Raw genomic sequence first — 15,082 nt, 5'->3', positions numbered from 1 at the left:
GCGATGGAACCACTCACCTACGACACCGTCCGGGCGGATATCGCCGATCTGCTGTATCTGGAGCCGGACGAGCTGGACGACACCGACGACCTGTTCGCCGCGGGACTGGATTCGGTGCGGCTGATCGGGTTGATCGAACGCTGGAAAGCTCGCGGTGCCGCAGCAACTTTCGTGGATCTGGCGGAGAATCCGACGCTCGCCGGATGGTGGGCACTGCTCGCGCCGCGGTCCACGCCGTGAGTGCGGCCCGGCCGCTGACCGCCGCGCAGCTGGGCGTCTGGCTCGGGCAGCAGCTCGACCCGACCGCCACGGTCTTCAATATCGCCGAGTACGTGGAGATTTCCGGACCGGTCGCGGTGGACGCGCTGGTGACGGCGATTCACACGGCGGTCGACGAGGCCGCGGCGCTGCATGTCCGGTTCCTCGACGACGGGCCGCGGCAGGTTGCGCGGTCACCCGTATGGGAGGTCCAGGTGGCCGACGTGTCGGCGGAGCCGGATCCGCTGCGGGCCGCGCTGGACCTGATGACCCGGGATGTCGCGCGGCCGGTGTCATTGACCGACGATCTGCTGTTCGCGCACATCGTGTTTCGGGTCGATGCGCGACGGACGCTCTGGTACCACCGGGTGCATCACATCCTGCTCGACGGCTACGGCATGGCGTTGATCGCGCACCGCGTCGCCGCGCTGTACTCGGCGACCGTGGCCGGAACCGCCCCGCCTGCCTACGCGTTCGGGTCCTGGGATGCGGTCATGGCGGCGGACGCCGCCTATGCCGATTCCGCGGATATCGACCGTGACCGCCGGTTCTGGCTCGACTATCTGCGTGATCGACCGGCGCCCGTGACCCTGTCCGGCGCGACACCGCGCTCGACATCGGTTGCGGGCCGGCCACTTCGGGAGTTCACCACCCTGGATGCCGAGACGGTCGCGCTGCTGCGCGGGGTCGCGGAGGCCGCGCGGGCCAACTGGACCGATGTGCTCACCGCCGCGATCGCCGCGTACGTGCATCGGATGACCGGGGCCGACGCGGTGTGCCTCGCGCTGCCGGTCATGCTGCGCACCGGCACGCCCGCGCTGCGGGTGCCCTGCATGACGCTCAACGGTGTCGCCCTGTGGGCCGACTTCGCGGACGATCCGACGCTGCTCGAGCTGACCGGACGGGTCGCCCGTCACCTGATCCGCAGCCGGCGCCATCAGCGCTACCGCAGCGAACAGGTGCGCCGCGACCTCGGCCTGGTCGGCAGCGATCGCAGCATGTACGGACCGTCGGTCAACATCATGCTGTTCGACTACGACCTGCGCTTCGGCGAGTGCGCCGCCGCGGTGCACAACGTCACCGCGGGCATGATCGACGACCTGGTGTTCAACCTCTACGACCGGATCGACGGGACCGGGCCCACGTTGTACCTGGACGGGCACCCGGACGCGTATACGGCGGCCGAGCTGGCCACCCACCTGCGGCGCTTCACCACCTTCCTCCGGCGCGTCCTGGACCGACCGGAGCAGCGGCTCGACGCGGCCGATCTGTTCCTGCCGGGCGAGCGAGAGTTGGTGCACACCAACAGCTATGGAATTGATCGTCCTCTAGACCACAGCACCGTCCACGACCTACTTGCCGCGCAAGTGACGCGCACCTCGACGGCAACCGCGCTCGTCGCCACCGATGCCCAGGGTGCGCGGCACGCACTCACATATGCCGAGCTGGCCGCGCGGGCACGAGAAACGAGCGCCGCGCTCACCACAGCGGGTACCCGTCGCGGCGCCGCCGTAGCGGTACTGCTTCCGCGCACCAGCGACGCGATCGCCACGTTGTTCGGTGTACTCGCCTGTGGTGCAACGTATGTGCCGCTGGACCCCGGTCAACCGGCGCCGCGTGTAGCGCTGCTCCTCGACGGACTGGCGGGCAGCGGAGCAGGACTCGGCGCCATCATCACGACAGCCGCGCTGACCGTGCTGGTACCGGACGCGTTGCGAGACCGCATCGTCCGGGCCGACGAAATGGCCTTCACCCCAGCGCAATCGGTAAGAACCGGAGCTGAACCGCTCCGCGATCCGACGAATGCGGTCCGATCCGCAGCGAGCACCGTGCCCGTGCGCATACCTGCTCCGGCGCGGTTGCATCCCGAGTCTCCGGCATGGATCGTCCATACGTCGGGCACCACCGGAACTCCCAAGGCTGTGGTGATTTCGCATCGCTCGGTGGTGAATCTGTACCACCACCATCGGGAGAATCTGATCGAGCCCGCGGTGGCGGCGCGGGGTGGGCGGCGGATGCGGGCGGCGCTGACCGCGTCGGTGACGTTCGATACCGCGTGGGAGGGGCTGCTCTGGCTGCTCGCCGGGCACGAGTTGCACTTCATCGATGACGACCTACGGCGCGACCCAGATCTTCTGGTCCGCTACCTCCGGGAGCAGCGGATCGATTTCCTCGACGTCACACCAACTTTCGCGCGGGAACTGCTCAACGCGGGCCTGCTCACCGGCGCGCATCGTCCGGCGGTGATCGCGCTCGGGGGCGAGGCGGCCGATCCCGCGCTGTGGACCGCGCTCCGGGCCGAGCCGGGGCTCTCGGTCTACAACCTGTACGGCCCCACGGAATGCACGGTCGACGCGACCTGGGCAGGCATGGCGGCGCATCCCCAGCCGTCGATCGGTGCTCCCGTCACCAACGGCCGCTGTTACGTACTCGACCCGGCCCTGCGGCCGGTGCCGCCGGGTGTCCCCGGCGAGCTCTATGTCGGCGGAATACCCGTCGGGCACGGGTATCTCGGTCAGTCGGCGGCTACGGCGGCGCGATTCGTGGCGGATCCGTTCGACGCTCGCGGCAGCCGGCTCTACCGCACCGGCGATCTGGCGCGCTGGCACCGGGACGGTCACCTCGAGTACCTGGGCCGCGGCGACAGCCAGATGTCGTTGCGCGGCTATCGGATCGAGGTCGGTGAGGTCGAGGCAGCACTCGCCGCACATGCGCAGGTGGACGCCGCCGCGGTGCGCATGCACGCGGAGGTCCTCGTCGCCTACATCGTCCCGGTCCCCGGCGCGGGCGAACCCGGGGCACAGCCGCTACGGATGCACATGGCCGAGCGGCTACCGGACTACATGGTGCCGTCGGTGTACGTCACGCTGGATCGCCTGCCGCACACCGCCAACGGGAAGCTGGACCGCGCGGCCCTCCCCGAACCGCCGGATGCCTGCTTCGCCGAACGCCCCCCGCGTACCCCTACCGAACGCGCGCTGGCCCGGCTCTTCGCCGAGGCATTAGCGGTCGAGTCGGTCGGCATCGATGACGACTTCTTCGCCCGCGGTGGGCATTCGCTGCGCGCGGCACGGGTGCTGAACGGAATCAGGGCGGCCTTCGGCGTCCGCTGGGACCTGCGCGCCATGTTCGACACCCCCACCGTCGCCGGGCTGGCCGAACGCCTCGACTCGGGCCACGACGGGAGCGAACCGGCGTGGACCGCAGCGGATCTCGAGGCAGACACCCAGCTCGCGGGCACCATCCAGGCGACGGTCGAAGCCTCGCGGACGCCGCACACGGTATTCCTCACCGGCGTAACCGGTTTCCTCGGCGCCTTCTTGCTCGCAGCCCTGCTCGAACGTACCGACCTGCACGTGTACTGCCTGGTCCGAGCAGACGACGATCGCGCGGCACTGGATCGAATCGAATCCGCCTTCGCCCGTTATCGTCTCGACGACGCACTGCTCGAGCACCGGGTAATCGCGGTCGCCGGCGACCTCGCCCGCCCCCGGCTCGGCCTCACCCCCGAGCGCTACCGGCACCTGGCCGACACCGTCGACGCCATCGTTCACAACGGCGCCCGAGTCCATCACTTCGAGCCGTACTCTCGCCTGCGCCCGGCGAATGTCGGCGGCACCGAACGCATCCTGCGGCTCGCGACCACCGGCACACCGAAGCCGGTCCACTTCGTCTCCTCCATCGACACCGCCTTCGCCGTCGACGGCAATCCGCCGATCCTCACCGAGGACCGGCGGGTGGCCGCGACTTCGTTGCCGCACAACGGATACGTGGCCAGCAAGTGGGTCGCGGAAGGCCTGATCCACGCCGCGGCCGAGCGCGGCATTCCGGTCACGGTGTACCGCCCCGGCCGCATCGGCGGCCACTCCGCGACCGGCGTCTCCGGCCCCGATGACGCGTTCTGGAGCCTGATCCGCGCGATGGTCGTCCTCGCCGCCGTACCGGCGGAGATCTACGGCGCGGGCACCATCGACCTGGTGCCGGTGGACTGGGTCGCCGCCGTCATCAGTCACACGGTCGGGCATCGACCTACCGCCCGGACCCTCCACCTGACCAGCCGACGCCCGCTGACGTTCGCCACCGTCGTCGACGCGCTGCGCGATCGCGGCTACCCGGTCGACACCATCCCCGCGCCGGTCTGGCACGCCCGATTGACCGCGATGGCGGATCGCGCGTCCGCAGACAACGACCACTCCTTGACCATCGCCCTGGCCCACACCGCCCACCTGGTCCCGGCCGGCGACGCCGTCGCCTACGGCCGCAGCACACTCATCGATTCGGTTATCCCCCCACCGGATTCCGCCTCCGCACTGTCCGCCGGGATCGACTACCTGATCGAGACCCGCTTTCTCCCCGCGCCGCCCGCCATGGCGCACCGATCGAAAAGGCAGCCATGCTGATGAAACGCGCGCTCCTCCTGGCACTCGCGGCAAGCACCCTCGCCGTCACCGGCTGTACCACCTCGGTGCCCGACCCGACCGGCGACAAGCCGGCCGCCGCGACCGAGGGCGTGACCGAATACCCGGTGTCCCTGGAGAATTGCGGCAAGTCCTACACGTTCACCGAGGCCCCGAAGCGGGTCGTCGTGATGAACGGCGGTTCCGTCGGCGAGATCTCCTCGCTCATCGCGCTGGGCGTCGCCGACCGCGTGGTCGCCAACGCGCAGTCCTACGGCACCTCCGACGTGCCGGGCCGCGCCGCGGCCATCGACGCTCTCCCGACCGGCAACATCACCCCGAACAGCCTCCAGGACATCCCGCGCGAGGCGATGCTGAACCAGCACCCCGACCTGGTGATCTCCACCGGCGGTGGCGGATTCGCCGCCGACCAGGGCTTCGCGACCCGCGACGAACTGGCCGCCGCTGGCGCCAATACCTATGTGCCCCGGGCGAACTGCGGTGTGACCGGCGCCGTCACCGGCACACCGACGATCGAGGACAGCTACGCACTGCTGCGCGATCTCGGCACCATCTTCGACGTCCCGGGCCGCGCCGAGCGCCTCATCGCCGACTCCCGGAAAGCGGTCGCGGAGACCGCGGCTCGGGTCGGCGGGCAGCCGAAGAAGAACGTGCTGCTCGTCTTTCCCGGCATGGGTATGGGCGGCGACTCGGACTTCTCCGCGATCGCGGCGGGCGGCATCTGGAACGACGTGATCGACAAGGCCGGCGGGGTGAACCCGTTCAACCGCGACGACGGCACCACCTTCGTGACGATCAGCAAGGAGCAACTGGCGGTGACCCCGATCGACGGGCTCGTCGTGATCAACTACCGCAGCCCCGGCATCGACGCCGTCGCCGAGCGGATTCTCGCCCAATTCCCGCAGTGGACCGCCACCAAGACCAACAACTATGCGGTGCTGTCGGATTCGATCTACCTCGGCCCCACCAATGACCTCGCCGTGCAGCGCATCGCGAAACTGGTGCACCCCGAGCGGTTCCGGTGACCCGCGGCGCGACCCGGCCGCCGCTCGCGGCGACGCCCTTGCCGATCGCGCTCGCCGCGTCGGCGGCGGTGCTGCTGGCGGTCATGCTGCTGTCGATCGCGGCGGGCTCGGTCACCGTGTCCGCCGCTGACACCGGTCGGGTGATCGCGGCCCACTTGTCCGGCAAGACAGCCGATGTCGGTTTCACCGTCGATCAGATCGTCTGGAACTACCGGCTGCCCCGGGTCATTCTGGCCGCGCTCTGCGGCTGCGGTCTGGCGGTGGCGGGCGTGATTCTGCAAGCGCTGGTGAACAATCCGCTGGCCGACCCGTACGTGCTCGGGCTGTCCTCCGGCGCGTCGCTCGGCGCGGTGACCGTGATCGTGACGGCGGGCGGCGTGCTGGGCGGCATCGGGGTGTCGGCCGCCGCCTTCTGCGGCGCGATCGCGACGATCGCGGTGGTGTTCCTGCTCGGGCAGCAGCGCGGCAGGCTGGTGCCCATCCGGTTGGTGCTGGCCGGCGTCGCGGTCGGCTATCTGCTCCTGGCCGCGACGAACTATCTACAGCTGCGTGCCACGCCGAACGAGCTACGCGCGGTGATGTTCTGGACGATGGGCAGCGTCGCCGGCGCGAGCTGGGATCGCCTCGGTCCGGTCACCGCGGTGGTGCTGGTGACCGTCGCGGTGGTGCTCGCCTTCGGCCGCAGGCTCAACGTGCTCGGCACCGGCGACGAACAGGCCACCGCGCTCGGCGTCGACGTGCGCACGCTGCGGATCGTCCTGCTGGTGCTGGCCTCGCTGCTGACCGGCGTGCTGATCGCGGTGGCCGGCGGAATCGGCTTCGTCGGCCTGATGATTCCGCATCTGGTCCGCCTCGCCTTCGGGCAGGACCACCGGCGGGTGCTACCGCTGTCCGCCCTGATCGGTGCGGCGTATCTGGTTGCGGTGGACCTGCTTTCGCGCACCATCGACGCGCCGAACGAGTTGCCGCTCGGCATCTTCACCGCCGCGTTCGGCGCGCCGTTCTTCCTCTGGCTGCTGCGCCGCAACGGGAGCCTCGCATGAGCGAATCCGCCGAATTGTCCGTCGCCGGAGTGAGTGTCACATTCGGCGACGCTCCCGTGCTCGACCAGGTGACCCTGCACGCACCGCCGGGCACGGTCGTCGGCATCGTCGGCCCCAACGGCAGCGGCAAGACCACACTGCTGCGCACCATCTATCGCTCGCTGCAACCCAGTGCGGGCATCGTCACGATCGACGGCGCCGACCTCGCCGGGCTATCGATCCGCGCCGCGGCCCGTACCACCGCGGCGGTGCTCCAGAACGGTTCCGGTTCCACCGAACTCACCGTCGCCGAGGCGGTCGGGCTCGGCCGCAACCCGCATCACGGACTGTTCAGCCGGGACACCGCGGCCGATCACGATGCCGTCGCCGACGCCATGGACCGCACCGGCGTCACCGGCTACGCCGGCCGCGCCATCGGCTCCCTGTCCGGCGGCGAACGCCAGCGCGTGCTGCTCGCGCGGGCACTCGCGCAACAGCCACGTCTGCTCGTGCTCGACGAGCTGACCAACCACCTCGACGTCCGGGCCCGCTTCGAACTGCTCGACCTGATCCGCTCGACCGGCATCACCACCCTCGCGGTGCTGCACGAACTCGACCTCGCCGTGCGCTGCTGCGACCGGCTGGTCGTGCTCGACCACGGCGGCGTCGTCGCGGCGGGCGAGGTGCTGGAGGTGATGACGCCCGAGCTACTCCGGACGGTGTTCGGCGTACGCGCCACGGCCAGCAGGCACGACGACGGCATCATCCGATTGCACTACGCCGCAGAGCCTTTGGCGGACCCCTGAGCTACTCAGGCGCGCATGCCGCCGTCGACGCGCAGCACGGTGCCGGTCACGTAGGACGCGCGGTCGCTGAGCAACCAGGCGGCCGCCTGGGCGATCTCGTCCGGGTCCGCCGCACGGCGCAGCGGCGTGACCGCGTTGAGCCGCTCGATGACGCCGGGCGAGCCCGCTTCCCAGTCCCGGATCATCTCGGTCAACGTGGTGCCGGGTGCGATCGCGTTCACCCGGATGCCCTCCGGGCCGTAGGTGACCGCCGCCGATTCGGTGAGGCTGTTGAGCGCCCGCTTCACCGCGCCGTAGGCGGGCAGTTCCGGGTTGCCCATCAGACTGCCGACGCTGGAGGTGTTGACGATCGCGCCGGTGCCCGCGCTCGCCCGGATGGCGGCGATCTCGGCCACCATGGCCAGCCACGGGCCCTTGAGGTTCACGGCGTAGACGTAATCGAAATCCGCCGCCCGCACCTGGTCCATCGGGCCGGGCGGCACCCCGGCCGCGCCGTTGTTGAAGGCGACGTCGAGCCTGCCGTACCGATCGACGGTGTAGTCGACGGCGGCCCGCACACCCGCCGGGTCGGCCAGGTCGCACACCACGTAGTCCGCTATACCGCCCGCTGCCCTGACCTCCTCGGTCACCGCTTTCAGCTGCGCCTCCGTCCGGGCCGCGAGCACTACCCTGGCCCCCTCTCGGGCGAACAGCCGCGCGGCGGCGGCGCCGATGCCGCGGCCGGCACCGGTGATGAAGGCGACCTTGCCGGCCAGGAGGCCGGTGGTGGTGAGTGTGTTGTCCATGGCGTCGAGCCTCGGCCCGCACGTCGAGCCCAGCCAGGTACCGGCGGTACCTGGCTGGGCTCCGCGGCGTCCGCGCACACTGGAGCGGTGGACAGACGAGAACTGGCGGATTTCCTGCGCAGCAGGCGGGAGCGGATCACCCCGGCCGACGTGGGTCTGCCCGCCGGACCGCGCCGCCGCACCCCGGGCCTGCGCCGGGAGGAAGTGGCCCAGCTGGCCTTCATCTCGACCGAGTACTACACCCGGTTGGAGCAGGCTCGTGGCCCGCGCGCGTCCCGCGAGGTGCTGAGTGGTCTGGCCCGCGCGTTGCGGATGTCCGACGCCGAACGCGACCACCTGCATCACCTCGCCGGGACACCGCCGGGCCCGCCGGCCGGTCCGTCGCGCGAGGTCCGGCCGAGCATCGTCGACCTGCTGCACCGGCTGCCGCTGGCCGCGGCGGTCGTGCTGTCCGCGACGTACGAGGTGATCGCCTGGAACGAGCTGGCGGCCGCGTTGCTGGAGGACTTCTCCGCGCTGTCGCGACGCGACCGGAACCTGGTGCGGCGGGCCTTCCTCGGGCCGAGCCCGCACGGGCGGCGGTTGTACGGAGTGTCGGACGCGGACGCGTTCGCCCGCAGCGCCGCCCAGGAACTCCGCGCCACCGCCGCCCGCTACCCCGGCGATCCCGAGGTGACCGAGCTGATCGCCGAACTCCGCGCCGGCAGTACGGAATTCGCGCGGCTGTGGGCCGCGCACGACATCCGGGCCGAGCCGACGCTGTGCAAGATCTTCGAGCATCCGCTGGTCGGCCCGATCGCGGTCAACTGCGATGTGCTCGACATCGCCGACCGGGATCAGCGCGTCGTGATCTACACCGCCGCCCCCGGCTCACCGGCCGAGCAGGCGCTGCAGCTGCTGTCGGTCATCGGCACGCAGCGGATGGACGCCACGCCGTGAACGCTCAGCCGTTGGCGCTGCGCCGCGTGCCGAAACGCGTTGCGGCAACCAGATCTTCGCGGCCGCGAGCGACCCGGGAGCGGACCGTGCCGACCGGGCAGCCGCAGACCGCCGCGGCCTCGGCGTAGGACAGCCCGAGCACCTGGGTGAGCACCAGCGCCTCCCGCCGCTCCGGCGCGAGATCGTCGAGCAGCAGGTTGAGTTCGACGATCTCGGTCAGCCCGTCCCGCCGCCCCACCTGCCGGTCGGCGGCCGCGACCCAGTCGACGCCGTGCGCGATCTTCGGCCGCGCCACCGCCATCCGCACCTGATCGACCACGACCCGGCGCGCGATGGACAGCAGCCAGGTGCGCGCACTGGCGCGGCCCTCGAAACGTTTGATGCTGCCGAGCGCCCGCAGGTAGGTCTCCTGGGTCAGGTCGTCGGCCCGGCCGACCTCGGTCAGATGGGCGAGCAGCCGCCACACATCCTTCTGGGTGGCCCGGATGAAGCCCTCGAGTGCCCGCCGGTCGCCACGCGCCGCCGCCAGAGCCAGGCGGGTCGTCTCGTCATCCTCGGCGGGCGTCGGCATGGTGTCGACAATAACCCTCGCTCACCGGGGCGCCGGACCGGCCCGGCGGAGGTAACGCAGGTCACCGCGGGCTCGCAGTGAGCGGCGCCACCAATACCGACCGCCGGGAACTTCGGGGTCCGGATGGACGACAATCTGGACGTGGAGTGCAAAGTGTGCCGGACGGCGCTGTCGGCCCGGATCGACGGCGAGCGCGAAACCGTTCCCGCCGCCCGGGTGGACGAGCATCTGGAGCGGTGCGCCGACTGCTGCTCCTGGTACGTCGCCGCGGTGGAGACCTCGAAGCAGTTGCGCGGCGCCTCGTCTTACGCGCCCGATCTGACCGACGCGATCTTCGCCGCCGCCGAATTGGAGCGCCCGCAACCGTCGCCGCTGGCCAGACTGCGGGCCGCGGTGCCGACCTCGCGCATCGCGGTGTCCCGGGTCCTGCTCGGCCTGCTCGGCGTCCTGCAATGCGCGTTGGCGCTGGCCCAGCTGGCCGGGCTCGACTTCGGCATGAGCCATCATCACGGCGCCGAGATGACCCGGCACCTGCTCAACGAGAGCACCGCGTGGAGCCTGGCGATCGGCGTCGGGTTCGTCTACTGCGCGCTGCGGCCGCACGCCGCCGCGGGTGTGCTGCCGGTGCTCGGGGTGCTGGTCGCCGCGTTGAGCGCGTTCGTCGTGTCCGATCTGTACTCCGGTGTGGTTCCGGTCTCCCGGGTCCTCTCGCACGGCCTGCTGGTCGTCGCCCTGGCCCTGGTCGTGGTCGTGCACCGGACGCGCCGCCCGGAAACCTCCCCGCCGACCAGCGACCGCGTCCCGGTCGACCTGGTGCTGCCGCCGGGCGCCCAGCTCGGCCGCCGCACCCGCCACCTCCGCTCGACCCAAGATCCCGCCGCCTGAACGGAATTTCATGACCATCGAGCTCGAACCGATCGTTCGAACCGAATCCGCTGAACCGAACCGCATCTCGCTGGCCGTCACCGGGATGAGCTGTGCGGCCTGTTCCACGCGGGTGGAGCGCAAGCTCAACAAGATCGACGGGGTCACCGCGTCGGTGAACTACGCGACCGGGGTCGCGACGATCGACGCGGTCGGGGAGATCACCGCCGAGCAGCTGTGTGCCGAGGTCGATGCCACCGGCTTCGGGGCGTCGCCGATCACCGATCGCACCGAGCCGGTCGGGTCGGCGCCCGAGGACGCGGCGGTCGGCGACCTGCTGCGCCGGTTGGTCGTCGCGCTGATGGCGTTCTTCCCGCTGGCCGATCTGTCGGTCATGTTCGCCACCATTCCCAGCACCCGGTTCACCGGCTGGCAACTCGTTCTCACGGTGCTCGCGCTGCCCGTGGTGGTCTGGTCCGCGGCGCCGTTCCACCGCAAGGCTTTCGCCAACGCGAAGGCGGGCGCGGCGAGCATGGACACGCTGGTCTCGGTCGGCGTCATCACCGCAACGCTGTGGTCACTGGACACGATGTTCCTGCACCCCAACCGGTCCGGGCCCGCACCCGACGGAGTCTGGGCGGCGATCTGGGCCAGCGACGCGATCTACCTGGAGGTGGCGGCGGGGGTCACCGCATTCGTCCTGGCCGGAAGGTATTTCGAGGCGAAGGCGAAGCGCTCGGCCGGGAGCGCGTTGCGGGCGCTCGCCGCGCTCGGCGCCCGCGAGGTCACCGTGCTCACCCGCGACGATCGCGAAATGCGGGTGCCCATCGGCGAACTCGTGGAGGGGCAGCGCTTCGTAGTGCGACCGGGCGAGACGATCGCGGCGGACGGCCTGGTCGTGTCCGGTGAATCGAGCGTCGACGCCAGCGCGATGACCGGGGAATCCATCCCGGTGGATGTGCACGCGGGCATGGCGGTGATCGGCGGCACCACCGCGCTCACCGGGCGGCTGATCGTGGAAGCCGCTGCGGTCGGCGCGGATACGAAGCTGTCCGGGATGATCCGCCTGGTCGAGCAGGCGCAGACCGGCAAGGCGCGGATGCAGCGGATCGCCGATCGGGTGTCGGCGGTGTTCGTTCCGATCGTCTTCCTGATCACCGCCTCGACGTTCGCGATCTGGTTGAGCACCGGCTCCGGCGCGGGCCGGGCGGGCGCCGCCGCGCTGGCGGTGCTGGTCGTGGCCTGCCCGTGTGCGCTGGGCCTGGCCATTCCCACCGCGCTGATGGTGGCCTCGGGGCGTGGTGCGCAGCTCGGCATCTTCATCAAGGGCCATCAGGCGCTGGAAGCCACGCGCGACGTGGACACCGTGGTGCTGGACAAGACCGGGACCGTCACCAATGGCGCGATGAGCGTGGTCGCGGTGATCGAGCACGCGTCGTTCGACCCCGCCGAGGTATTGCGGCTGGCCGGCGCGGTGGAAGCGGCGTCCGAACACGCGGTGGCGGCGGCGATCACCCGGCACGCCCGCGACCTGATCGACCCGCTGCCCGCCGTCGAATCCTTCGAGGCGCTACCGGGATTGGGCGCACGCGGCGTGGTGGACGGCCGCCGGGTGCTGGTCGGCCGGTCGCGGCTGTTCGACGATCAGGGCATCGGCATCCCGCCGGAGCTGAATCGTGCGGTCCGGCAACAGGAACGGTCCGGTCGCACCGTCGTGCTGGTCGCCGTCGACGGCGCCGTCGTCGCGGTGATCGCGGTGGCGGACACGGTCAAGGCGACCGCGGCCGCCGCGATCGCCCGGCTGCACCGACTCGGCCTGCGGGTCATGATGTTCACCGGCGACAACGCCTACGCGGCGCAGTCGGTGGCCGACGAGATCGGCATCGATGAGGTGGTCGCCGAGCTGCTGCCGGAGGGCAAGGTCGAGCTGATCGCCCGCATGCAGGAGCAGGGACGGCGCGTCGTGATGGTCGGCGACGGCATCAACGACGGTGCCGCGCTGGCCACCGCCGACCTCGGCATGGCGATCGGCGCGGGCACCGATGTGGCCATCGCGGCCGCCGACGTCATCCTGGTGCGAGAGGATCTGGGCGCGGTCGCCGACGCGATCGAGCTGGCGCACGCCACGCTGCGCACGATCAAGGGAAACCTGGTGTGGGCGTTCGGCTACAACGTGATCGCCATTCCGATCGCCGCACTCGGCTTGCTGAATCCGTTGATCGCCGGCGCGGCCATGGCGTTCTCGTCGTTCTTCGTGGTCTCGAACAGCTTGCGGCTGCGGCGCGTTCGCTTCGACCGCTGAGCAGCCTCAGCGGCGGGTCCGGGCCAGTTGCTCCAGCATCGCGTTGTAGGCGGCGAGATCGGAGTCGCCGTAGTCGTCGTCCTTACGGTCGGTGCGCACCGCGGTGCGCCGGTCCTGGGCCACCCACTGGGTGAGTAGCGCGCCGACCACCAGGAGGATGGGGATTTCGCCGGAGACCCAGGCGATTCCGCCGCCGACCCGCTGGTCGGCGAGCAGGTCGATGTTCCAGGGCAGTTGCAGGTTGGTGTAGAAACGCGAGCCGATGACGGTGTTCATCGACATCACCGCGACGCCGAAGAAGGCGTGAAACGGCATGACCGCGAACAGGACTCCGAGCCGGCCGAGGTGCGGCAGCCGGCGCGGGCCCGGGTCGATGCCGATGATGCCCCAGTAGTACAGGTAACCGACGATGAGAAAGTGCACGTTCATCAGCACGTGCCCCCAGTGGTATCGGATCAGGTTCTCGAACAGCGGCGTGAAATACAGTCCGTAGAGCGAGATCACGAACAGCGACAGCGCCGTGGCGGGATGCGCGATCACCGCGGTGGGCCGCGAATGCAGCACGGACAGCACCCATTCCCGCACGCCGTGCACCTCGCCGCGCTTCGCCGCCGGAACGGCGCGCAGCAGCAGGGTCACCGGTGCGCCGAGCACCAGCAGCACCGGCACGAACATGTTCAGCGCCATGTGCGTGATCATGTGCATGCTGAACATCGCGAATCCGTAGGTGCCGATGCCGGACGAGGTCGCGACCAGCAGCGCGAGGCAGCCGCCGATCCACGACAGGGTGCGCCAGCGCGACCATTCGTCGCCCCGCCGCCGCAACCGCAGCACGCCGAGCACGTACAGCACGATCGCGGCCACGGCGGCGGTGCCGAGCACGAGGTCGAAGCGCCACAGCGTGATCAGCCGCAGCAGGTTCGGCCGGTCGGGCAGGTCGAAGCCGAGGAACACCTCCTGCGCGGTGAACGAGCGATCGGCGAAGGCCGGGGCGGGCTGCACCGCCATGGCCACGGTCGCGGCGAGCGCGACCGCGGAAAGCGCTGCGCCGCAGGCGATCAGGAAGGCCGTGCGGGCGCCGGGTCCCCGGTTCAGCACCGCGCGCATGGTCAGCGCGAGACCGACGCCGACGGCGACCACCACCAGCGCGAGCCGCCCGTAGCCGGTGGTGAACACCGACGACCAGGGCAGCAGGATCGCCCACAGCACGAGCCCGCTGAGGGTGGCGCCCGCCACGCACAGCAGGGCGATCAGCGCGCCGCGCCGGACCGCGGTCCGCGCGTGTGACCCATTGCGGCGCAGATGATCCGCGACGCACCACAGCAGGCCGGGCAGCACCGAGATCGCGAGCTGGAAGACGATCATCGCGCCGGTGCCGTAGTCGTGATTCGGCCCCTCCCCCGCGTTGCCGACCATCGCGGGCGGCAGCACGCCGATGGCGGCCACCAGCAGCAGCACCACTGCCCCGTTCCAGGACAACAACATTCGCGCGCCGAGCGTCACCACGGCGGCCAGCACGGCGACCACGATCCACGCCTTCGGCTTCTCGCTGGCGTCGATCAGCGCACCGAGCGCACCGATCCGGAACAGCCCGGAGAAGGTCAGGCCGCCGACGTTCGCCGCGGTCATCGGGATGAGCGCGAGCGCCGACACCAGCCACACCAGCCCGGCCCGCTCGGCGAGCCGCAGCCCGGAGTAGCCGTCGACGTCGAGGCGGCCGCCACCGGTGACGGCGGTGCCGCACACCGAGTAGACCAGCGCACCGAGCGCGGCCGCACCGGCCAGCGCGGCGACGACGCGCAGCAGCACGTAGGCCAGTACGTCGGCCAGACCGGGATAGGCGGTGCCAGCGGCCCGATACGGGGCATCCCCGGCTTCGATCACCGACCCGATGACGAGGGCGAGCAGAACTGCCGCCGCGACGAGCCAAACCAGGTGGACTGTCGAGCGTTTCCCCTGCACGTTGCCGTCCACCGTCCTCGAGAGCGAAGTTTGCACCTGAACCAGGTCTCGCTGATCGGTCGGATCCGGCAGCGGGAAAGTTCCGGCGCCGCGACCACTGCGACGCGGGTCACATTCGCTCACGGGTGGC

At 70.7% G+C, this 15,082-nt stretch carries 11 protein-coding genes; 8 read left to right on the top strand and 3 right to left on the bottom strand.

Translation table 11 applies throughout. The features are described 5' to 3' along the window. The first annotated feature begins 3 nt into the window (after positions 1-3). The 5 genes from ACFQ9K_RS28130 to ACFQ9K_RS28110 are packed head-to-tail and all read left to right on the top strand — an operon-like array spanning position 4 to position 7,529. Positions 4-240 carry a phosphopantetheine-binding protein gene (locus ACFQ9K_RS28130; protein ID WP_378723452.1) on the top strand — a complete coding sequence of 79 codons (237 nt, stop codon included), beginning with the start codon at positions 4-6 and terminating at the stop codon, positions 238-240. After that, positions 204-4,658 carry an amino acid adenylation domain-containing protein gene (locus ACFQ9K_RS28125; RefSeq protein ID WP_378723451.1) on the top strand — a complete coding sequence of 1,485 codons (4,455 nt, stop codon included), beginning with the start codon at positions 204-206 and terminating at the stop codon, positions 4,656-4,658. The genes ACFQ9K_RS28130 and ACFQ9K_RS28125 overlap by 37 nt, the downstream gene beginning before the upstream one ends. Beyond that, complete coding sequence (locus ACFQ9K_RS28120; RefSeq protein ID WP_378723449.1) at positions 4,658-5,701, top strand: ABC transporter substrate-binding protein; 1,044 nt, start codon at positions 4,658-4,660, stop codon at positions 5,699-5,701. The genes ACFQ9K_RS28125 and ACFQ9K_RS28120 overlap by 1 nt, the downstream gene beginning before the upstream one ends. Continuing rightward, entirely contained in the window at positions 5,698-6,744 is a 1,047-nt protein-coding gene (locus tag ACFQ9K_RS28115) for a FecCD family ABC transporter permease (RefSeq protein ID WP_378723448.1), read from the top strand. Before ACFQ9K_RS28120 ends, ACFQ9K_RS28115 begins: the two co-directional genes overlap by 4 nt. Continuing rightward, on the top strand, positions 6,741-7,529 hold the full coding sequence (locus ACFQ9K_RS28110; RefSeq protein ID WP_378723446.1) for an ABC transporter ATP-binding protein: 789 nt from the start codon (positions 6,741-6,743) through the stop codon (positions 7,527-7,529). Before ACFQ9K_RS28115 ends, ACFQ9K_RS28110 begins: the two co-directional genes overlap by 4 nt. Positions 7,530-7,534: 5 nt before the next feature. Here the strand turns inward: ACFQ9K_RS28110 and ACFQ9K_RS28105 are convergent, their stop codons facing one another. Further along, a complete protein-coding gene (locus ACFQ9K_RS28105; protein WP_378723465.1) occupies positions 7,535-8,314 on the bottom strand; it encodes an SDR family NAD(P)-dependent oxidoreductase in 780 nt (259 codons plus the stop codon). An 87-nt stretch (positions 8,315-8,401) separates the two neighbouring features. Between ACFQ9K_RS28105 and ACFQ9K_RS28100 the strand changes: the two genes are divergently transcribed. Then, on the top strand, positions 8,402-9,253 hold the full coding sequence (locus tag ACFQ9K_RS28100; RefSeq protein WP_378983794.1) for a helix-turn-helix transcriptional regulator: 852 nt from the start codon (positions 8,402-8,404) through the stop codon (positions 9,251-9,253). Between the two features lie 4 nt (positions 9,254-9,257). Here ACFQ9K_RS28100 and sigC read toward each other — a convergent pair whose 3' ends face one another. Continuing rightward, positions 9,258-9,824: an RNA polymerase sigma factor SigC gene (sigC, locus tag ACFQ9K_RS28095; protein ID WP_378723484.1), complete on the bottom strand. Its 567-nt coding sequence runs from the start codon at positions 9,822-9,824 to the stop codon at positions 9,258-9,260. 123 nt (positions 9,825-9,947) lie between these two features. On the opposite strand from sigC, the gene ACFQ9K_RS28090 reads away from it, so the two are divergent. Further along, positions 9,948-10,709 carry a zf-HC2 domain-containing protein gene (locus ACFQ9K_RS28090; RefSeq protein ID WP_378723482.1) on the top strand — a complete coding sequence of 254 codons (762 nt, stop codon included), beginning with the start codon at positions 9,948-9,950 and terminating at the stop codon, positions 10,707-10,709. 10 nt (positions 10,710-10,719) lie between these two features. Further along, a complete protein-coding gene (locus ACFQ9K_RS28085; RefSeq protein WP_378723480.1) occupies positions 10,720-12,990 on the top strand; it encodes a heavy metal translocating P-type ATPase in 2,271 nt (756 codons plus the stop codon). A gap of 6 nt (positions 12,991-12,996) precedes the next feature. Here the strand turns inward: ACFQ9K_RS28085 and ACFQ9K_RS28080 are convergent, their stop codons facing one another. Further along, complete coding sequence (locus ACFQ9K_RS28080; RefSeq protein WP_378723478.1) at positions 12,997-14,988, bottom strand: cytochrome c oxidase assembly protein; 1,992 nt, start codon at positions 14,986-14,988, stop codon at positions 12,997-12,999. Between the last annotated feature and the right edge of the window lie 94 nt (positions 14,989-15,082).

The organism is Nocardia sp. NPDC056564 (assembly GCF_042793755.1).
Classification (GTDB): domain Bacteria; phylum Actinomycetota; class Actinomycetes; order Mycobacteriales; family Mycobacteriaceae; genus Nocardia.
Note: the sequence above shows the minus strand (reverse complement) of the source record. Positions and strands in the feature narration are given on the sequence as shown.